This is a genomic window from Streptomyces sp. S465, assembly GCF_026898115.1.
Classification (GTDB): Bacteria; Actinomycetota; Actinomycetes; order Streptomycetales; family Streptomycetaceae; genus Streptomyces; species Streptomyces luomodiensis.
In genome coordinates this window covers 4606325-4626352 of sequence record NZ_CP114036.1, presented here as the reverse complement: position 1 = coordinate 4626352, position 20028 = coordinate 4606325, and the positions used below count along the sequence as shown (strand labels likewise).

Here is a 20028-nt window from a genome sequence, read left to right as displayed (position 1 = left end):
GCAGGAATCTGAGCAAGTCATCGGGAGAAGCGATGGGCCAGCAGACGCAACGCAAGGACGACCTCCTGGTCTCCTCCAACTTCATCCGCGCAGTCCGGGAGTCGGGCTACGTCAGCCTCTCGACCGCCCTCGCAGAACTCATCGACAACTCGCTCCAGGCATCAGCGACGGAGGTCGCGGTCACGGTCACGAGACCCAAACCAGGCGGCCTTCCGGAGATCCGTGTGGAGGACGATGGGGAGGGCATGTCGCGTTCGCGACTCGAGGCATGCCTCCGTTTCGGCGGCTCGTCACGCTTCGACGAGAGACAGTCGTTCGGCCGGTTCGGTATGGGGTTGCCTGCCGCGTCCCTCAGCCAGGCACGGCGAGTAGAGGTGACTTCATGGCAGAACGGTCAGGCAGCCAACCAGGTCAGCTTGGACGTCGACGCCATCGCCGCCGGGACACCAGTTGATCTTCGGGCCCTCCGCCAGCCTGGCGTCACCACGGGGTCCGGCTGCGTGGTGACCTGGCAGCACTGTGACCGTATTGAGTACCGGCGCCTCGCCTGGCTCGAGCGAGCGCTGCGGCGGGATCTTGGACGCATCTACCGCCGCTTCCTCAGCAACGGGGACCTCACGTTGACCCTCAATGGGAAGCGGGTCGATCCGGTCGATCCCATGCTTCTCACGCCGAAGATCGAGGGGCACAGCGCAGGCTTGGCGTTCGAGCCGCTCCGCTATGAACTGGCAGCGTCGTCGGGCAAGACGGCCTTCGTTACCGTCCGGTTCGCGATGCTGCCGGTGCAGCACTGGCAGCACCTGGATAACGTGACCAAACGGCGCAGCGGCATCGTAGGCGGAGCCGGCGTCTCCATCCTCCGCGCCGGTCGCGAGATCGCGAGCGGCTGGCACCTCATGGGGGCGAAGCGCAAAGAGAACTACGACGACTGGTGGCGCTGCGAGATCGAGTTTGATCCCGTCCTCGACGAGCACTTTGGTATCACCATCAACAAGCAGGGAATTCGGCCTTCCCAGGTACTCCAGGAGGCCCTCGGGCCGGAGTTGGAGGCGATCGCCCGGCTTTTGAACTCGCGTGTCCGCCAAGCTTTCGAGGAGGTCAAGTTTCAAGCGGCCACGGAGGCGTCGTGTCGGGTAGCGGCGGCCGCGGATGCCGATCTGCCTGTCATCCCTACGGCGGGGAAGGGCTCGGGCGCCCTGAGCTACCGGATTGGATCCGAGCAACTCTCGATCGATAAGATGTTCGCTGCTTCTCTGAAGCGGCGCACGCTCGATGTCACGCTGAACGTTGACCACCCTGCCTTCGCAGCGTTGTACCGTCCGCTCCAGAAGTTGGGTGATGAGGCGGCAGGAGAACTCCGGACTGCTCTCGAACTGTTCCTCCTGTCCTTCGCCCGCACCACAACACTCCTCAGCCGTGACGGCCACAACTGCGACGATCTCCTGCGCATGTGGAGCAGGACCTACGGACGGATGCTCCAAAAGTCATGAAAGAAGAGGCCAAGCTCGTTCCTCTCAGCCTTCCGGCCTACGCCTCCCGTCGGGAACGGCAAGGGTTCGCCCGGCTCTGCACCCAGCTTGCGAGCACGCCGGTGGGGGCTGAAGCCGCAGGCGACCACAAGCGGTGGTTGAAGGCAGCCAAGATCAACAACCTGTACGACCAGCCTCTGCTCGCGGCAGCTGCTCACGTCGCCATCGATCTTGTGGATCAAGGCTGGACTGTTCGAGTAGACAGGTCTAAGGCTGTTTTCGCTCCCCCTTCGGTCCACGGCGACCGCAAGGTGGAGAAGGCCCGGATCCGGCGCCAGGAGCACCTCCGTCGTGATGAACAGCTCAGAAAGACCAGTGTTCGACGGTTCGTCGAGGGTATGGAGCGCACGCACCAGCACAGCGGCACATTGGTCTCCGTCTTCAACCTGATGCGTGACGGCCGCGAGCTGGCGGACGCGCTTCAGCGCGCCGACGCGCCTGCGGATGTCATTAAGCCCTACGTTCAGATCGTCGACTCATCGACTTGTGAACTGACTGGATTCAAGCTTCACGACATCTGGCGTTACTTCCGCCACACATGGTCCAACGCCTACGCGACCGTGCCTGGCCGCTCGATGCCGGTCTTGGTCCGGGACGCAGCCACCGAGTTCCACGCGGTGATCGGGTTGGCGGCCATCTCCAGCCCTGTCGTCCAGATTGCCGAGCGTGACCACTGGATGGGCTGGGAGACCGATCAGTTCCTCAAGCAGGTGCAAGCTGAGCCCACTGCTGATATTGCTGGCTGGCTGGCTCGACGGATCGAGGGGCAGCAGAACGAGATCTACGTTGACGATCTCCTTCGTGATGGGATTCTCCAACCGACCGACCTGGCAGCGCCCACGCCTGAGGTCATCGCTCGGCTGCGGGCCGATGCCGATCGGCACCGTCAGAGGCACCACCAGGCAAGCACGATCCGTGCGGTCCGCAACATCGACCGCGAAGCGTGGGTGGAGCGCGCCGAAACTGACCTATTTCGGAGCAAGCGTTCGTCAGCGCTCGCAGAAGCCCTAGAGATCGCCAGACTGCTTGGGGGCTATCTCTCCCCGCCTACGATCGAAGGACTGACCAAGGCCTTCTCGGATCCAAAGGCGCGTTCGCAGATGCGCCGAGTGGTGCGTCGCGCACGTGGAGAGAGGGTCGGTACTGTCATCGCCGACCTCACCGTCTGCGGCGCCGTGGCGCCTTACAGCGCGCTAGCGGCGGGGAAGCTGGTGGGGGCACTTGCCGTCTCGCCCCAGGTTCTATCCGCCTACCGCGAGAAGTATGCACGCCCAAGCGAGATCGCGTCGGCGATGGCCGGCCGCCCGATCCTGCGTGAGCCGCGGCTCTCCTTCGTCGGAACCACGTCGCTCTACGGCACCGGTTCAAGTCAGTACAACCGACTGTTTTGGCCTGCTAACGTCATGGGCGGTGAGAGCGACATCCGAATGGGCTTTCACGAGCTTGGACGGTCACGGTCCTTCGGGACGTCTCACTTCTCCGATGAGACCGTCGACGCCCTGGTTCGAGTCTCGACGTTGCGCGGCTCGCTCGTCCGGATCAACAGTCTCTTCGGCGAGGGTGTCAGCCCTCGACTACGTAAGGTTCGAGTGGGGCTGGCAGCGCTTGGCTGGCCCGCCAACGAGCTTCTCAAGCACGGACGCGAGCGCATCCTCTACGGGGTTCCTCTGGTCGAGAACTTGCGGGACTACTCGCTCGGCATCGACCAGGAGCCGAAGTACCTGCTGAATCCCGAACTGACCGAAGCGGACGCCAAGGTCTCCGAGTGGTGGCTTGAGCGCTGGTGCCGACGGCGGGCCATACAGGAGCATGTTCTTGAGTCCATGCGCTCGCATCGGTTGGTCCGTCCAGTGGAGCACGGCGCCCGTGTACCGCTGCCTGTAGGGGAGGGGATGCCGGCACCCGGCGAGGAAATGTTCCCTATCTCCAATTAAGAGACGGCCACCACCTACTCCAGACGTCGGAGCCAGCCAGCGCGCAGCCTGCGGCTTCCACCAGCGGGGCGTGCTCCATCGCGTGCGCGAGCGCGGATGCTTGAGTGCAGGAGCCGTCATGCGGCCTGTGTCCGCGGGCTGTGACACCCCGGGCTCCGGGGTGTCACAGCCCGCGAGGGACCAACGCTGATGCTTGCAGTGCTCCGGCTTCATGCCTCGCCCAAGTCCGGTGTTGATGATCCTGAGAGATGCTGCAGGAAGCTCGAATCGACTTCGATATCCCCCGTCAGACGCCATGCGCGGCGTTCGTATGAGAGGTCTCCGGTCACCGTAAAGGGCAGTCGGCGCCTATAAGCCATTATTGCCCAGCCGTGATTGTCTCCGGTTAGTGGAACCTGGACACGCAGAGTTTTGCCGCTTACCTCCGCTGCGACGGTGATGATTGCTGATTCATCGTTGTCGGGTGCCGCATCATCCCGCGTGAGTGACTTAACGAGTCCGACCAATGTCTCCCGTCGTACGGGCTCTTCTCTTCGTACGAGCCGCTCCCGAACTCGCGGGAGCTCGTCAATCACATCGCGGTCCAGCACAATGGTTGCTAGTCCTACGTCCGGCTTAGGTTCAGCTGCCGCCCATTGGAAAGACAAGTCCAGCGAACGAAGGTGTTCGGGCTGCGACATATCTTCGAGTGATTCGACTAGCCCTGCACTTAGCCCTAGATTGCTTGGAAATTCGAAGGCTTCCTGGTCCCAGGATTGCGTTAGGCGCTTTGTGGTCTCAAGTCCTCTGGCTAGGGTTTCCATGACCCGTCGGGGGAAGGCAATGGTTGGCTGCTCTTGGCCGTCGACAGCCTGAGGGCTAGGGTCTCCCAGGCGTGTTACGACAGTGAACACAAAACTGCCGCGCTTCGTGTGCCCAAGTCGTACATCTTCATCCAGGAATTCGCCTACTGCTGCTGGCCTACGTCCCTTGTGCGAGTGATGCGGGTCAGCGGTTGTGGTTGCTGCTGCCCTCATCATCTTGTAAATGGATTGCAGCGTCCTTTCGGCTTGCTGGAAGGGGATTGTGCCGTCAATCATGCCTTGGTCGAGGCGAACGAAAAAGAGGTCCGCGCGTGTAGCGATGACGCGTTCCAGTAGCTGACCTGCATCCCAGTCATGGATGTGTCCGAGCGACTCGAGCGCATCCACGAAGCGTGGCATGAAATCTGCGAAGTCAGTAGCAAGCGGAATCATGACACGTGGCGCGGTGGACAAATGGCCCGAACCGTAGCGCCAGACCTGACGGACATCTGGCTGCTGATGCTCCAGTTCCCAGTCATGAGAAGCTAGGAACTGGGAGACGGCAAGAGGGGTCAACGCGGATGCAATATCGCGGTAACTGTCGAGTGTAGATCGGTTCACCGCGAACCCTCCTCTGCGTCGCCGATCGTTTTCATTATGCCCAAAAGTTGCTCACCCGTGAACAGGTTTCGGCGTGGCAAATGTACTGTGTGGTACTCCTTGATCGGGCCGTCATATCTCAGGTTATCGGCAGACTCCCAGAACATGCGGCTACGCGTGAACAACCCCCATTCGTCGGTTCGTAGCCACGGCTCTGGTTCGCGAGGGATGAGGAGTACGCCGAGATAGGCGGGGATGTACCGTTTCCTGCGTGTCAATTTCCGAAACGGCTTTGCCTTCATGCGCCAGGTCATGCTGTCATCTTTGAGTAGACTTTCTTGATAGGTGCACTTGAGTTGGAGTTCGAACTGCGGACCATAGTAACCGCGGTACTCCGTTGAGGAGACGATCGTAATGTCAACGCCCTCATAGTCGGTCTCATGAGGTTTTATCGAGCACCCGGCGGCGTAGGCGATCATTCGTGTAAACGAAACGCTGAAATGTTCCTGCAGCGCCGTGATAGGCACCTGCCCCTCTGCGAGGTCATCTTCGCCCATGGCCTCTTCAAGGTCATCTGCCGGCATATGTTCCCCTTCTGGTGTCGCTGCCAGCGGTCAAAGTCGCCCTAAGGTCCATTCTTTTCCGTTCTTGGGCTACGTCATACGAACGGCGGTTGCGGATGGCGACGACAGGACCGCCACCAACGCCTCGGCGCCGGTGGCGGTCTAGACACTGATTCCGCTTAGCTCAGCGCCTGCAGTACCTGCTGGCTGGCGAACGGGAGATTGCGGGAGATCACCATGTCGTCGATCAGACGGATCAGCACGTTGCCGGACTGCTTCGCCGCACGCAACCCGTCAGTTGGCGCCAGATCAGGGCTTAGCGGGCCGTGTACGCCCAGGATCAACTGCTGGTCACCACGCCTTGCCAGGATAGGCGCGGTGATCGTTCCAACTCCCTCAACGTCGATCTTGGCCCCTCGGGCGAAAGAGATGTCGTCGAGTGCTCGGCTGTCGAGGTCCTCATAGAGCTTGTCGGCCGATCGTTCGAGTCGCTCCTCGTCCAGACTCGGCTGGGTTCCGCGGATCAGGTAGCGCAGCAGGCTGGCACCGACGTGCCGGTCAAGGAGGTTGTGCTCGAACCGGTTACGGAAGCTGCGAAGACAGCGGTAGCAGGACTCGTCGCAGTTCGCCGGGCATTCTTCGAGGCGCTCCAGCGTCTGTTCGAGGATTTCCATTCCGCAGTCGTTGACCCGTCGAGCGAAGCCAGCTCCACCTGCGAGCGTGTCGTACACGTAGATCTCGGCCTCAAGGCCTTCTTTACCGAGGGAAGTCAGCGCAGGACGGTACTCTGCCTGTAGTTCCGTCGCCTCAATATCGAGCCTTTGGGTCGCGGCAATCGTCAGCGCCTCAGCGACCGTACGGAGAGCGACGTGTGTCGACAGCAGAGCTGGCCTCAATGTGATCGGCGGGGCCACCTTCAAGCGAACCAGAAGCACATCTGAGAGAAAGTCAGTTCCGAGCACGAGGCCCCGGGTTGAGGCCGTGCCAGGACATTCCGGGGCTTTCTCGTCGGGGTAAGGCTTCTTGTGCGTACCGACGACCGCCCCAGTTGCAGTCGCAGTCGGCTCGATGAGCCCGCAGCGCGTGCAGTAGGTGTATCCCTCGTTGCGGGGACCGGTGTTAGTGACGAGCAGTGTTTCGCGGCGGTACGTCTGTGCCAAGCGATCGGTGACACGTCGCCAGGCAGTCTCCTCGGTCGGCCCGGGAGCCATGAGTTTGGCGCGTGTGGCGTAACTGCGGGCCGGCGCGTCGTCTGGGCTTGTACCCGGCGCCTTATCGGCCGGGTGCGCAAAGCCTGGCGGTCGCATCCAGTTCTTCGCCTTGCCGAACTTGCCCTCGGCACCGCAGGCGGGACAGTCCCGCTCCTTGCCGCGCTCTGCCGTGTCGTGAGGGTAATGCTTGGCGTAGTGGCATACCTGGCACTCGAAGTACAGCAGTTTGTCCCGCCAGGCCTGGAAGCGTTCCTCTTGGACCGGTGCATAGATGGCACCAGAGGTCCACTCCTTGTTATCAACCCACACCACTTTGCCAGGTGCATACTGGCTGAGGGCCACCGGGAGCCCCTGACTGGGCGCATAGTGGAACTCGGCATTGAACGGCGTTGACCGATCGAGATCGAAGACGTGGAAGGCCACGACATCCGTCGGAAACGCGTAGCGCGGCAGCACCCCCTTGTACAGCAGCCGATCAAGCAGGTTCGTCTGGCTCCGCCGGGCGCTCGGCTCCTCGGCGCCGTCTTCCGCGGGGCCTTCTGCCTCCACCTCATCGTGCTCAGATGCCGCATCGCCCTCAGAGGTAGCTGGCAGCCTCCCGTTGAGGTCGAGGTCAAGTGCCTTGTCGATCTCGCGAAGTGTGTTCGTGACGACACCGCTTAGAACGGCTCTGCGGTCCGTCTCGCTCAGTTCACCGGGAAGCCACGATGCAATCTCCTCACGCAGCTTATCTTCCTCGGACCTCAGCCACTCTTCCAAGTCGTTCCGATTCAGAGGAGATGCTGTTCCGACGAAGTCCTCGATAGTGCCCAGGACTTCGAAGAGCTGAGGCTGATCCTCAGGCTCGATTGCTGGCAGTCGATCCTGGTGATAGCGCTGCAGCAGGTAAGCGATGACGTGGCGCCGCGCGATTTCGTCGTTGTTCATCGTCAGCACTGGGTCATCGACTTTGCCGCGGATCATGAGCTCTGGTTGACGGAAGTAGTGGTCGTCGTGTGTGTCGGCGCTTCCGAAGGCGAGTACGGTGGCAACAGCGTTGCCCCGACGCCCCGCCCGCCCTGCGCGCTGCTGGTAGTTGGCGCGCGACGGTGGCATATTGCGCAGCGCGACGCCGGTCAGGCTGCCGATGTCGATGCCAACTTCCATGGTGGTCGTGCAGGACAGAACGTCGATGGCGGCGCGTGACTGCTTTCCTTGGCGGGTCAAGCCGAGGTCGACGTCCTGGAACAGCAACTCGTGTTCTTCTGCTTTGGAGAATACTGCGTCGGACTGGGCGGCATTGAGTTGGGCCGTGTGCTCGGCGGCGATGATGCTCAATGGAGGCTCGGGCGGTTCACCCAACGCCCGGGACGCGCTAGCACGGTAGTAGCCCTTCCGGGCTTGGAAGACGGGATCCGTGTCGGGATTTAGCGTGCGAACCCGATCATACCCGCAATTGACGCACCGGATTGTGCCGGGGAAGGGCCGCTGCGTGAAGCGGCAGCGCTCGCAATATCCCCACATTCCACCAAGTTCCAGGGCAACGTTCTGGGCCAACAACCGAAACCTCCCGGCCACTGGCTCGCAGAACGTTGTGAGCAACGTCTGCAGCCAGTCGTCCGCGAACTTCTTCCTCGCCGCCCTCGAATCGAGCCAACGCTCGATCGATTGGAACTTACCCCTGTGCGGTTTGACGCCGCCCTTCGTCCTCCCCCATTCACCATCGGTCATCGACGGGAACCAGATGCCGCGGGTTGGGCTGCTCCACTGCGCTAGCCACAACCGGACGAGCGCGAGCTTGGCCTCGGCGCTGTCTGCGACCCCGCCGATGTCCGGCAGTTCCGTCAACAATGTATCGGTGAGGTCCGCCCGCTCACGGAGGGATGCCAGGCCCAGGGACGACAGCCCGTAGTACTTGTCCGTTAGCGTCGCGTACATGGCCCTCAACAGCGACTGCGGTGGATTGGCAGTGGTAAGCAGTGGCACCAACCCAGCGGGATTGCCTGAGAGCGCACCGTTGTCGATTGCCTTCGCGACCGTGTCAAAGACATGGAGCGTCTCCATGGGTCGTAGTTCCGGACGCAGCCGCACCGACAAGACTCGCGCTCCGACCATGACGGCCACGTACAGACGCTCCAAGCTGAGCGACGGTGCAAGGAACGGTTGATTTGCCAGTTCCTGCCACCCGCGCAAGAGCAGGGGCCGAATGACATCGCGCATCGAGTAACTCTGAAGGTTGGGTGCCAGCCGTGCGGCAACCTGCCGGGAGTCGGAGAACGCGAGTACCTTGCGACCGCGCAGTGGCGCAAAATCGGTGTACGGTTGGGCCCCCGGTGGTTGGACCTCGAGCTGACGTGTCACCAAGGCTTGGAACGGCTGGTCACCCTTCGTCTGGTGATCCTGTACCGATGAACGGCCGAACCCGGCGAGTTGCCCGCAGACACCGCACGGCTTGAACTCTCCGTTCGCCTCCGCCTCACCATCACCGCCATCGTCGTCACCCCTGACGACTTCTCCCCCTCGAAGCCGAGGAATGAAGACACTGCGGACGCGGGCGCCTAGTTCTTCCGGATTGAGCCGGCCGGTAACGAGATCGATGTCGGCGGGTTCGACATCGCCATCGGAGGGCTCCTCAAGCAGTAGATCGAGTGCCTGGAGTTCGGGGATGGAACCCGATGCGGACTCGAACGATCCCCCCGGCTCGTGCCATAGGTACGTCGGCTCGCTTACGACGTCGGTGTAGGCCCGTGCGTAGGCGGAGCCGCAGTGCCTGCAGGTGTACAACTCGAAGACCCGTGCACCACATTCGCAAGTTGCCCGCGGCTGGGCGTAAAGCTTTCCAACCGGCCCCGGCTCCGGGTGTGCCTCCCGGTCAACCTCCGGGCAGTCGGGGTCGAGACAAGCCCACAGCCCAGGCAGCCCACGAAAGAATGCATGCACGCGACATGGCAGCAGACCCGCGTCATTCGCCGACCGTCGCGCCGCGCTACCGAGTGCCACCATGGAAGAAACAGCCCGATCGGCAAGCTCCGTCTCAACGGTCGGGAAGATGAGCGAGCCCAACTCATGTACCGGTTGTGCCCGCTGCATCGTCTCGTTAACGAGCAGGTTCATGGGGCCGAATGCGCTGAGAGCATCGTGCAGCAGTTCACCGACCGTGGCGCCCTCTTTCACGGCTACCTTCCGGTAGTCCAGTAGCCCCTGAACGGCGGCGATGCGGGCTTCGTCTCCCTCGCCCTCGTAGAACTCGTGCATCGGTACGGCAGCGAGAGCTTGGGCGTCCTGGAGGCTCCCGGGACCAGCGAGTTCTCGAAGGGCGAGACGACCTTCTACAGTCTTGAAGTCGCCCTCGGATTTGCCGCTCAACTGTGCAGCGAACTGACGCGCGTACTCAGGGCTCGCGAAGCTCGCGCTCGTACAGATCACCTGTAGCCGCTCGGGGGCAATCCCAAGCCTGGCGCGAAGCCGGCGCAGCAGAAGGGCAACCTCGGCGCCAGCCGCGCCGCGATAGAGGTGGGCCTCATCGATGACCAGGAGGAACTTCTCATCGGGGTTGTTCGCCAACCAAGCCCGCGTCGCATCGAACACTGGCCGCTCAAGTGGGCGCATCAACATGTACTCAAGCATCGAGTAGTTTGTGATCAAAACATCCGGAGGTGTGCCCAGCACCTCATGGCGCGTCAGCAGTTCAGGGTCGTTGGGCTGAAGGACGGCACGGGCGAACTCGCCATCCTTGTTCTTCCAACGGGAGCCACTTTCGCCGTACCAGGCCTTCAGATTTGGCTTGGCCGGCCACTTTCCGCGCGATCGCAGCTTCTCGATGAGAGCTGCCGCCTCGCCGTGCCCCGGCGAGGAAGGGTCGTCTGCCCGATTGATGAGGTGAACGTAGAAGTTCTCGATCGAGCGAAGCCGTGCCTGGTCCTTCTCGACCTTCCGTACGCCGGGGTACAGGGTTCGGCTGGTGTAACGAGCGAAGCGTGCTGGGCGGCCGGCCCACTCGCTGAACTGGGCTGTGACGCGCGGATCGCCGAGCAGGAGCCGAAGACGACCCAACTGGTCGTTCACCAGCGCGTTCATCGGATAGAGGATCAGGGACCGCACAGCCGGAGCGGCGAAGGACTCAGGCTTGTTCGCCGCCTCTGCTGCAAGCTTCGCCAGCATCGGCAGGAGGAACGACTCGGTCTTCCCCGAGCCGGTACCAGTGGTGACCGCAAGGCTAAGGCCGTCACGAGTCGTCCACTCAAGTGCTTCAGCCTGATGGGTATAGGGCGGGTCATACAGCATGGGCTTCAGGCCACCAACGTGGGTGGTCAAGCTGCCGAAGAGCGTTTGGCCAGGTGCAGCGAGTTCGAGATCACCAAAACGTCGGTTCGTCTGATAGCGGGGAGTGCTCTCGATGAAGGGTGCTCGGAACAGCACGCCCTCTTGTTCGAGCAGCACACGACGCTGATCGATCACGGTGGGATGCCCCACGTGATAGGTCGCCTCGATGTAGTCCCGAAGGGCCGCCTGAATCTTGGTGACCGTCTCCGCGATCGTTGGCGCTTCCACTGTCACGCCACCCCTCCCTCTTCTCTGACGTGCATCCACAGCATGTCAGTGACGAACGCCGACATCTCGCCGATCGCCGACATCGGTACGCGGTACGAGATCAACGCGCCTCTCGCCCGTGAGACAGGGGTTCCCACGAGGTCGAGGTAGCGCTGAGCCCAGCCGGGCACAGGTCCGAACAAGTCCAACATTCGGCTCCCGGGCGCCCCTGTAGCAGACCGGACGTGCATGACCTGCGGGTTTCCCGTCACGGCATCGATGGCTGCCTGGAAGCGCCACGCTTCGTCGCAGGCTGGCACATCAGAGGCGTCAACCGGCAGATCCACAAGTGCGCGGGGCACACCACGCTCAATCCGTACAAGGCACCACAGATCTGCACCGTAGGCTTGGGGCCGGCGAGCAACGAAGTCGCCGGAGTCGTCGTCCGCGGGTGGTCGCCAGCGGCCGCGGTAGTAGTGAACGGACTTCCCAGGATCGATGATTGTCAGACCGCTGACGTCGCCAGATTCTGCGGCCTGGTCCAAACGTTGACGCATCGCAACGACGACAGCGGCTGCGTGATCCGCCCTCGGATGTTGGAGCCAGTGCTCACGTCGGATCTCACGCAGGCCAGCGGCTTTCAATCGCATAGGAGCCACCCCTGGGGCCAGTTCTATGGACCGTGTATGGCCCTCGTACAGCACCTCCGCGCCCACAGACTCGTCAACGAGCGGTGAGGCGTTGGGGCGTACACCTAGGAAGAGGTACTGCCCCGGAGCCTTCTCCACATACGAGGGAGGAGCCAGGTAGAGATGGCGACTGCCGCGATCCTCCTGGCGAGGGAGTTCGACCAGGTCACCAATCGACACCAAGAAATCCAATTGCTCCGCGACCTGGCCCCGAGTAACCAAGCAAGACTCGTCGAGCGGGCTAATGGCCTCAAGGACTGCTTCCACAAGTCGACGCGGTGTCGCCGGACACAGGAATGAAGCCGCGCGGCGAAGCGAGGCGCATACCGCTTCTGTCGAGAACAGGTCAGTAGCAGCCTCATCCAGCCCCAGCGCGCGGACCGCACGTTCCGCTGCATGGGGACCACTTATCGGAGTTATCTTCATCGGCTAACTCCGACAACTGACTTGTTCGACGCCTCTCGTAGGTCTTCAGTCCCGAGCACAGCAAAGCGAGCTGCCCGAATGAGTACAGGAGACCGGAGCACACACTCCAAGAGTTGGTCTCGTTCGGCCTCGTCCCAACTCGCGAGAGAGCCCGGTTTGGTCACAAGGGGAAGCAAGAAGTCTGCTGCGGTGTGCGGATCGTCGATGCCGCTGGCCGCAGCGATGATGTGGACCGCGCTGGCGAATCCATCGCTCAGCGCTGCCGGTGAGTCCGCCCATTGCCAGAGGTGGCTGGCAATCTGCTGGGCCGCAGCACGCTGCTTCGGAGCCTGACCCACGAGTTCCCGCATTTCGTCCAATACATCAGGCGGCTTGCGACCGCCGACAGGAAGGCGTTTGTGCTCCAATCTAGCCCACCTGCTTCCAGCAGCAAGGGACACAAGGGCCGTGGTGATTGCGTTGAGAACCTGTTCCCGCTGATGACGAGTGAACGGATCTGCTGGCGCATCGGCGTCAAGCCACCGACGGTGACCAAAGATGAGCCGCTTCATCTCAGAGAGCGACGTTTCTGCGTACCGGATGCTCGGACGGTCGTTTAGCCTCTGGCGCAGCCGGTTCGGCTCGGGTGGCAAGACGATGGCCGCGGTCACATTGCCGGACGTCGCCTGCAGCAGTCCTCCATTCGCCGGAACTGTAATTGGTCGACAGGAATCGCAGCGCTCGCCAACCAGAGGCGCCTCCACCGAAAACAGGAGCACCTGAGTGTCATCCCCGCCTGTCCGATCGATCAGGCGTGCCTCATGCTCGCCATTGTGCCGCTTGGTAAGCACCCAGCGGAGCGGATGGAAGCCGCGTTCGCAAATCAGGGACGCGAAACCCACTCCGCTTCGGGCGACCGACACTTCGCACGACTCGGCATCATCGTAGGCGGCGAGCAGTTTTCTCCTGTGTAGTTCCTGATCTGCCAGTCTTCCCCATGCACTATCGCTGAAAGGAAGCGAGACGCTGTGCTGCGCCTGTGCCAGTGCGTTGCCGACATCGTCACGCAGCACGATCGCCAGTTCTGCCTTCGTACTTGGCGGACCGTCGATCGAGAGGCTCGCCCGACCATCCCAGAGCTCGGTCAGTTTCGGACGCGCTGGCGTGGCAAACAGTCGGATGCCTGCGCCATCAGTAGTTTCATCCAGGTTTGTGTGTGGGTCACGGATCGTGATCGCGAGTGAGCCGCTTTTAACCGGCGCACCGTTGTCTGTGCCCAGTAGCGCAATGTCGACCTCGTGAGTGCCCACAGTGAGATCCTCAAGGGAAAAGATTAATTCTGCCTTGGTGGCAGGCCACTCGAGCGCTGTAGGGAGCCCACCATCGACGGTCACAGCGCACATTTCCATGGTGCGATTGGAATGTACAGCGAGCAGCACCGGATCTCCAGCTAGCCACTCGACGGCACCTTCCCCGTCCCAGGCTCCAGGGACGAGACCGACGGGGCGAATCGACACGTCTGTCAACACTGGCAGCTCGGCCGCCGCAAGCATGGAAAGTTCCGCTTCGCCAACAACTTTAGGCACCTTCACCTCGAAGGCGTGCACTCCTTCAGCCAGAACCGTCGCTTTAGTGACGAACGGTAGCGCGGGCAGTTCACCCTCGAGTCGTCCGACCAGACAGTACTCATGCCCTGGCCGGACAAATTTTCCTTTGACCTCAAGGGCCAGCCCACCCGGTTGCTTCCGGAAAACCCACCACGGGCCCTGAGTGATGGAGCAATGCTCCGCGATCAGGCTGTTCACGACCGATGATCCCCGCTCCAGTTGGATAATTGGAATCTCGGGCTGTGGCCACGTGGACAGAGATACTTCACCTGGGTACAACAGTTTACCGCGGGGAAGTGGTTGGCGACGGCCCTCAACTTTCGGGCGGAGACTCCGAAGTTCCTGACCAACTTGATCATGCCGAGCCTGCAGAGGCGTGAGATCGGGAAGCCCTAAATAGGGACGCCAACCGCTGTTTTCCTGTCGCAGGAGCAGCTTCGGGTTGGTGACGGCCGCGAGTGGCTGCCCCCGGTTCACGAGGCTCACACTCGGGTTCAGGGGGAGAAATCCGCTTGAGCGGACCAAGTTGGCCGAGTGTTTGGCGCGGGCCAACCAGGTTCGTGACTGACGTTCGTTGGTCAGGTCGTCGACCAGGCGAGCGAGTGTCGATCGCACTAGGTACGGGGAGTCCTCGTCGTCGCCTGAGAGCATTGCGGCGGCCACCTGGCCGAGGAGGCTCTGGTTGCTGCAGAAGATCTGGAAACGCTCGCTATATCCACCCGTGCGCGTAGCCAGGCATGCGCCCAGAGCGTTGGGATCACTAAGGAGCTCTGCGGTCATAACCGCTCGCGACTCAAACAGAAGCTGCGCCAACTGCCGTTGGAGGTCTGCGGGTATGACGGCGTGTGTGATTGGCCAGGCAATGATGTTGAAGTTGGTTGCAAAGCTCCCCTTCGGCTCGGCGCCGCCGTAGTCGGCTGCGAATCGCTTGAACCACTGTTTTATGCGCTGGCGGTTGGTGGTCACGCTCCAACCCGGACTATTTTCCCAGCCCGGTGTTTCCTGGACAAAGAGCGGCCAGTACTCATCTCCAACGTACCTATAGCCGATCTCTGCTGCGTGTACTACAAAGGGCAACCACCAGGTGCGGGAGCGAGTATCGAGTCCCTGCCTGACGGCATCCCGTACCGCAGCTAGGAGCAACGCGAAGTCACTACTGCTGAGGTCGTGCTCCAACGCAAAGACTGGAGCCGCTCGCTGGAGTGCCTGGCGACGTTCGTGAAGCGTACGGAAGTGGTCATGCAGTCGCTTGTGCAGGTACTTGAGGACCTCTACCGAACCGTCACGCGTCATCCCCCCCATGCCTGGTTTCACCTCTCTTGGTTCTTGCATTGCCGCAGAGACAGTGTCCAACAGAGCGCCGAGTCTTGGGGGAGGATGGCGCGAGATCGATTCCTGGGGGTGGGAACTGACGATCTAGTGTGCAGCATCGCCAGCAGACGTCTAATGTGACAAGACGTTCTTGCTGACGTGCAGTAGGATCGAGACGGCGGGGCGTCGAGCGCCCAAACTCGCCGATGCCCTGTTCTGTTGGGACTCCCAGCCTCGATCTTTCGTGACGGCCCGTCGGTTCTTTCGTCGGACCATTTCGGGTGTTCGAGTCGGTCATGGACTCGCTGATGGTCCGGCTGTCGCGTCGGGTTCCACTGGCCCGGCGGGGGCGGTGCTGTTCGCGGGGGCGGGAAGTGTACTGTTCAGCCCGGGTTTGGGAGGGTTTCGAGCTGTGCCGGGGCCTCCGTGATTTCGTCGGGCCAGGGCCAGTGGCGTGCGAATCTCAGGTTCCTGCGGCGGGCAGTGGTGACATCTGGGCGGCTGCGGAGAAGAGGCGGAGCCGGAGGCGGCCAGGCTCCCACCTGCGGACTTCGCCGGTCAGGGTGAGCATAGGCATCCAGGTCAGGAATCGAGGGCGATCTGGCCGATCCCCAGCCAGATCTGGTTCTGCGCGGTGTCGTGCAGGTTGTGCAGGCGATGGCGCGGACGGCGCGGATGCGGTCCTCGGCTTTCGCGCGCTGGCCGTGCGGCAGTTCGAGTGTGGCGATCGGGACGCCGGTGGTGTTGGTGGCGAATGCGGTGAGCCGCAGGCTGTCGACCTCGGTGAAGTGCAACTGGGCGCTGGAATGGGGCCGTTTCTAGCGGACGATCAGCCGCATTCCCTCTGACTCGAGCTTCAGACAGCCGCCGGACAGTTCGGCGACCCAGCGCCGTCTCGGATTTCGCCGTCCGGCTCGACGACCTCCGTCCATGCGGCGGTCGGGTGTGGGAGCCGCTGCTGGCCGTGGCCGACGCAGCAGGGGGTGACTGGCCCCGCCGCGCCCGTGAGGCGTGCGTGGAGCTGGTGGCCGCTGCCTCCGCCGGGGACAAGGCGTCCTTGGGTATCCGACTGCTGACCGACCTGCGCGACAGCGTGTTCTGCGGAGCCGACCGCATGCCCACTGCCCAGATCATCGCCGCCCTGAACGCCCTGGACGAGGCGCCATGGGCCGACATGAACGGCAAGCCGCTGGACGCCCGGCAGCTCGCCAAGCGGCTGGGGGAGTACGTCACCGCCGACAACGAGCCCATCAAGGCTCGCAACATCCGCACCGGGGCCGGGGTGGCCAAGGGCTACTACGCCGCCGACCTCTACGACGCATGGAAGCGGTACTGCCCCGCCCCCAAGGCGCCGGAGTCCGCTACATCCGCCACCGACCCCGAGTAGCCCCCATCTGATCAGCGGAAACGGCGTAGCGGATGTCGCGCACGACAACCGCTACGCCCCCGCTACACCACCCCTCCAACCGCTACAAACCCCGGCCCTGTAGCGGACGCATCCGCTACACCCCGATCAGCCGCTACGCCAAAACCCGCCCCTAACCTGCGACGTAGCAGCCGTGGCGGATGTAGCGGACCTGAGAGAAGGGGGCCCACCTTCCCGAACTCGTCGAGGAGGCGTCACCGCATGAGTTCTGCTGTCGCCACACCTGTCGGCCAAATGCTCTACAGGCTCGAAGAGGCTGCGGTAGTCCTCGGGGTCGGCCGCTCGACGGTCTACGAAGAGGTACGGCTTGGCCGTCTCCAGACCGTTCGTATAGGCCGTCGCCGACTCGTGCCGCTCGAGTACCTCACGGAATACGTCGAACTCCTCAAGCGCGAAGCGAGAGCTGCCGCCTGACTTCCTCCGACCTCCATGGGCCGCGCCCCTCCAGGGTGCGGCCCCGTCCTTTCGAGAGGCCCAAAGCAGCATGACCGAGACCCCGAAGCGTGCCCGCAGGGCAGGCCACGGTGAGGACACGATCTACTGGGACGCGGCGAAGAACCGCTACGTGGGCGCCGTCTCTCTTGGGTACGCCCCGAACGGCAAGCGCCGCCGCCCGAAGGTGCACGGCAAGACCAAGACAGAAGTCCGCGCGAAGATCCGGGACCTGAAGAACGAGGTGCGCACCGGCATCAAGTCGCCCGCCAACTACACAGTGACCGACGCGGTGAACGACTGGCTGGAGCGGGGGCTGAAGGGCCGCGACGAGCAGACCGTCAGCAAGAACCGCTCGCTCGCCGACAAGCATCTGATTCCGTTCATCGGCAGGGCCAAGCTGAAAGACCTCAGCGCCGACGACGTTGACGACTGGCTGGACGACAGGGCCGATGCGCTCGCGACACGGAGTCTCCGTGACCTACTCGCCGTGCTTCGCCGTTCTATCGAGCACGCTCAGCGCAGGGACAAGGCTGTGCGGAACGTCGCGGTTCTCGTGACAGTCCCCGAGGGACGTCCAGGACGCCCGAGCAAGGCGCTGAACTTGGAGCAGGCGAAGGCCGTCCTGGCTGCGGCCCGAGGATCGCGGCTATACGCCTACCTCGTGCTCTCACTCCTCAGCGGCGTGCGTACGGAAGAGGCGCGGCCCCTCACGTGGGATCACGTCTACCTGTCGACGCAAGACGGCGTCCCTCCCCACGTCGCGGTGTGGCGGTCGGTGCGGAGGCACGGCGACACCAAGACCCGGAAGAGTCGTCGGACGATCGCGCTCCCGAAGCAGGTGGTCGACGTGCTCAACGAACACCTGCGGTGGCAGAAGCAGGAACGCGCATCGAAGGGCATGGAGTGGAGCCCGACTGGTCTCGTCTTCACGACGCGGAGCGGTGAGCCGCTGGACGCTGCCAACGTGCGTCGGGACTTCCGGGCCATCGTGAAGAAGGCAGGGCTGGCGCCGGAGTGGACGCCCCGTGAGCTACGCCACAGCTTCGTATCGCTGCTCTCGGACCACGGCATCCCGCTGGAGCGAATCGCGCTGCTGGTCGGGCACAGCAGCCAGGCGACCACCGAGGCCGTCTATCGGAAACAGCTTCGGCCGGTCATCACCCAGGGAGCCGAAGCCATGGACGTGATCTTTTCGCACGACATCGAAGAGGCTTGATCAAAACCGGTTGGCCCCCTGTTTGGCCCCCTAGACACTCAGAGGGCCTATCCGCAGGAAGCGGATAGGCCCTCTGACCTGTGTCGGGGTGGCGGGATTTGAACCCACGACCTCTTCGTCCCGAACGAAGCGCGCTGCCAAGCTGCGCTACACCCCGAAGCAACGAGCTCTACTTTAGCGGACCTGCGGCCAGAGACGAAATCCGGTTTCCGAGGGCTCGCAGGTCGGGGCGTTTCGGGCGGTCCGGCTGGGTGGGGGTGGGGTCAGAGGGTCTGGGGGGTCAGGGTGAGCAGGGTGGCTTCCGGGGGGCAGGCGAAGCGGACCGGGGTGTAGCGGTTGGTGCCGCAGCCCGCGGAGACGTGGAGGTAGGAGGTGTGGCCGCCGGCGTGGTGCTGGGAGAGGCCCTTGACCCGGCGGGTGTCGAGGTCGCAGTTGGTGACCAGGGCGCCGTAGAAGGGGATGCACAGCTGGCCGCCGTGGGTGTGGCCGGCGAGGATCAAGGGGTAGCGGTCGGCGGTGAAGGCGTCGAGGACCCGCAGATACGGGGCGTGGACCACGGCGAGGGAGAGGTCGGCGCCCGATTCGGGGCCGCCGGCCACCTCGGCGTAGCGGTCGCGCTTGATGTGGGGGTCGTCGAGGCCGGTGAGGGCGATCTCGATGTCGTCCAGCTTCAGCCGGCCGCGGGTGTTCGACAGTCCGACCCAGCCGGCCGCGTCGAAGGCGTCGCGGAGTTCCGTCCACGGGTTGTGGATGGCGCCGACGGCCGGGGGGTTGCCGTTCAGCCCATGCCGGCCGCTGGCCTTCTCCAGCAAATAGCGGGCGGGATTACGCAGCTTCGGTCCGTAGTAGTCGTTCGAGCCGAAGACGTACGCGCCGGGGAACTCCATCAGCGGGCCCAGCGCGTCCAGGACCTCCGGCACGCCCTCGGGGTCCGACAGGTTGTCCCCGGTGTTCACCACGAAGTCGGGGCGCAGCCCGGCGAGGGACTGGAGCCAGCGCTGCTTCTTGCGCTGTCCGCTCACCATGTGGATGTCGGAGACCTGGAGGACGCGCAGGGGGCGCATCCCGTGCGGGAGCACCGGGACGGTGATCCGCCGGAGCCTGAAGGACCGGACTTCGAAGCCGACGGCGTAGGCGAGGCCGGCTGCGCCGACCGCCGTGATTCCCAGGGGTACTCCGTATCGCGCGCGCATGCCATCCATGGTCGCAGAACGCGGGAGGGGGAGAAATCTTCGGGTGATTCCCGGCCAGTGCTGGCAGACTCGACGCCATGACCACCAAGCTCAAGTCCAGGCTCCAGGACGACCTCACCGCGGCGATCAAGGCGCGCGACGAGCTGCGCTCCTCGACTCTCCGGCTCACCATCACCGCGATCACGAAGGAAGAGGTCTCGGGCGAGAGCGCCCGTGAGCTGTCCGACGCCGAGGTGGAGAAGATCGTCGCGCGGGAGGCCAAGAAGCGCCGTGAGGCGGCCGAGGCGTTCGAGAAGGGTGGCCGCGCGGAGCAGGCCGAGCGGGAGCGGGCGGAGGGCGAGGTGCTCGCCGAGTATCTGCCGAAGCCGCTGACGGACGACGAGCTGAACGCCCTGGTGGCCGAGGCGGTGCGGGAAGCCGCGGCGGGCGGTGCCGAGGGTCCGCGGGCCATGGGCGCTGTGATGAAGATCGTGAACCCGAAGATCGCCGGGCGGGCGGAGGGCGGCCGGGTCGCCGCCGCGGTGAAGCGGCAGCTCGCGGGCGGGTAACTCGCGCGACCGGACAGCCGTCGCGTGGCGTTACCGTTCACGCGCTGTTCGTATCCGAATGTTCGTGTTC

Annotated in this window: 10 protein-coding genes, 1 tRNA gene and 2 pseudogenes; 6 read left to right on the top strand and 7 right to left on the bottom strand. The window is 63.4% G+C overall.

Features of this window, described 5'->3' with window-relative positions:
• The first annotated feature begins 32 nt into the window (after positions 1-32).
• Positions 33-1490 (top strand): ATP-binding protein, encoded by a 1458-nt coding sequence (locus N6H00_RS19440; RefSeq protein WP_268973053.1) that lies wholly within the window; start codon positions 33-35, stop codon positions 1488-1490.
• Positions 1487-3463: a Druantia anti-phage system protein DruA gene (locus N6H00_RS19435; RefSeq protein ID WP_268973052.1), complete on the top strand. Its 1977-nt coding sequence runs from the start codon at positions 1487-1489 to the stop codon at positions 3461-3463. Before N6H00_RS19440 ends, N6H00_RS19435 begins: the two co-directional genes overlap by 4 nt.
• A 209-nt stretch (positions 3464-3672) precedes the next feature.
• On the opposite strand, the gene N6H00_RS19430 is transcribed toward N6H00_RS19435, so the two are convergent.
• From N6H00_RS19430 to N6H00_RS19410, 5 genes and pseudogenes are all read right to left on the bottom strand, one after another.
• Complete coding sequence (locus N6H00_RS19430) at positions 3673-4866, bottom strand: hypothetical protein (RefSeq protein WP_268973051.1); 1194 nt, start codon at positions 4864-4866, stop codon at positions 3673-3675.
• Positions 4863-5429, bottom strand: coding sequence for a DUF4365 domain-containing protein (locus tag N6H00_RS19425; RefSeq protein WP_268973050.1), 567 nt, complete (start codon positions 5427-5429; stop codon positions 4863-4865). The genes N6H00_RS19430 and N6H00_RS19425 overlap by 4 nt, the downstream gene beginning before the upstream one ends.
• Positions 5430-5587: 158 nt before the next feature.
• Complete coding sequence (locus tag N6H00_RS19420; protein ID WP_268973049.1) at positions 5588-11155, bottom strand: DEAD/DEAH box helicase; 5568 nt, start codon at positions 11153-11155, stop codon at positions 5588-5590.
• Positions 11156-12239: 1084 nt separating this feature from the next.
• Entirely contained in the window at positions 12240-14795 is a 2556-nt protein-coding gene (locus N6H00_RS19415) for a hypothetical protein (protein WP_268973048.1), read from the bottom strand.
• Positions 14796-15523: 728 nt separating this feature from the next.
• Positions 15524-16092 (bottom strand): annotated as a pseudogene (locus N6H00_RS19410) (transposase); the annotation flags it as partial.
• On the opposite strand from N6H00_RS19410, the pseudogene N6H00_RS19405 reads away from it, so the two are divergent.
• From N6H00_RS19405 to N6H00_RS19395, 3 genes and pseudogenes are all read left to right on the top strand, one after another.
• Positions 16084-16527, top strand: a pseudogene (locus N6H00_RS19405) (DUF3631 domain-containing protein); the annotation flags it as partial. The pseudogenes N6H00_RS19410 and N6H00_RS19405 overlap by 9 nt on opposite strands.
• 240 nt (positions 16528-16767) lie before the next feature.
• A complete protein-coding gene (locus N6H00_RS19400; protein WP_268973047.1) occupies positions 16768-16980 on the top strand; it encodes a helix-turn-helix domain-containing protein in 213 nt (70 codons plus the stop codon).
• Positions 16981-17050: 70 nt separating this feature from the next.
• Positions 17051-18217, top strand: a complete 1167-nt coding sequence (locus N6H00_RS19395; RefSeq protein WP_268973046.1) for a site-specific integrase — start codon at positions 17051-17053, stop codon at positions 18215-18217.
• 83 nt (positions 18218-18300) lie between these two features.
• Here N6H00_RS19395 and N6H00_RS19390 read toward each other — a convergent pair.
• Together N6H00_RS19390 and N6H00_RS19385 are read right to left on the bottom strand one after the other, a co-directional pair.
• Positions 18301-18374: transfer RNA gene (locus N6H00_RS19390), tRNA-Pro, on the bottom strand.
• Between the two features lie 106 nt (positions 18375-18480).
• Positions 18481-19410 carry a metallophosphoesterase gene (locus N6H00_RS19385; protein ID WP_268973045.1) on the bottom strand — a complete coding sequence of 310 codons (930 nt, stop codon included), beginning with the start codon at positions 19408-19410 and terminating at the stop codon, positions 18481-18483.
• A 77-nt stretch (positions 19411-19487) separates the two neighbouring features.
• Here N6H00_RS19385 and N6H00_RS19380 point away from each other — a divergent pair, with 77 nt between their 5' ends.
• Entirely contained in the window at positions 19488-19958 is a 471-nt protein-coding gene (locus N6H00_RS19380) for a GatB/YqeY domain-containing protein (protein WP_268973044.1), read from the top strand.
• Positions 19959-20028: the final 70 nt, after the last annotated feature.

Bases quoted from the DNA above. Each gene is read 5' to 3' on its own strand.
- N6H00_RS19440 (WP_268973053.1), top strand. From the start codon at position 33: ATGGGCCAGCAGACGCAACGCAAGGACGACCTCCTGGTCTCCTCCAAC.
- N6H00_RS19435 (WP_268973052.1), top strand. From the start codon at position 1,487: ATGAAAGAAGAGGCCAAGCTCGTTCCTCTCAGCCTTCCGGCCTACGCC.
- N6H00_RS19385 (WP_268973045.1), bottom strand. From the start codon at position 19,410: ATGCGCGCGCGATACGGAGTACCCCTGGGAATCACGGCGGTCGGCGCA.
- N6H00_RS19395 (WP_268973046.1), top strand. From the start codon at position 17,051: ATGACCGAGACCCCGAAGCGTGCCCGCAGGGCAGGCCACGGTGAGGAC.
- N6H00_RS19380 (WP_268973044.1), top strand. From the start codon at position 19,488: ATGACCACCAAGCTCAAGTCCAGGCTCCAGGACGACCTCACCGCGGCG.
- N6H00_RS19425 (WP_268973050.1), bottom strand. From the start codon at position 5,429: ATGCCGGCAGATGACCTTGAAGAGGCCATGGGCGAAGATGACCTCGCA.
- N6H00_RS19400 (WP_268973047.1), top strand. From the start codon at position 16,768: ATGAGTTCTGCTGTCGCCACACCTGTCGGCCAAATGCTCTACAGGCTC.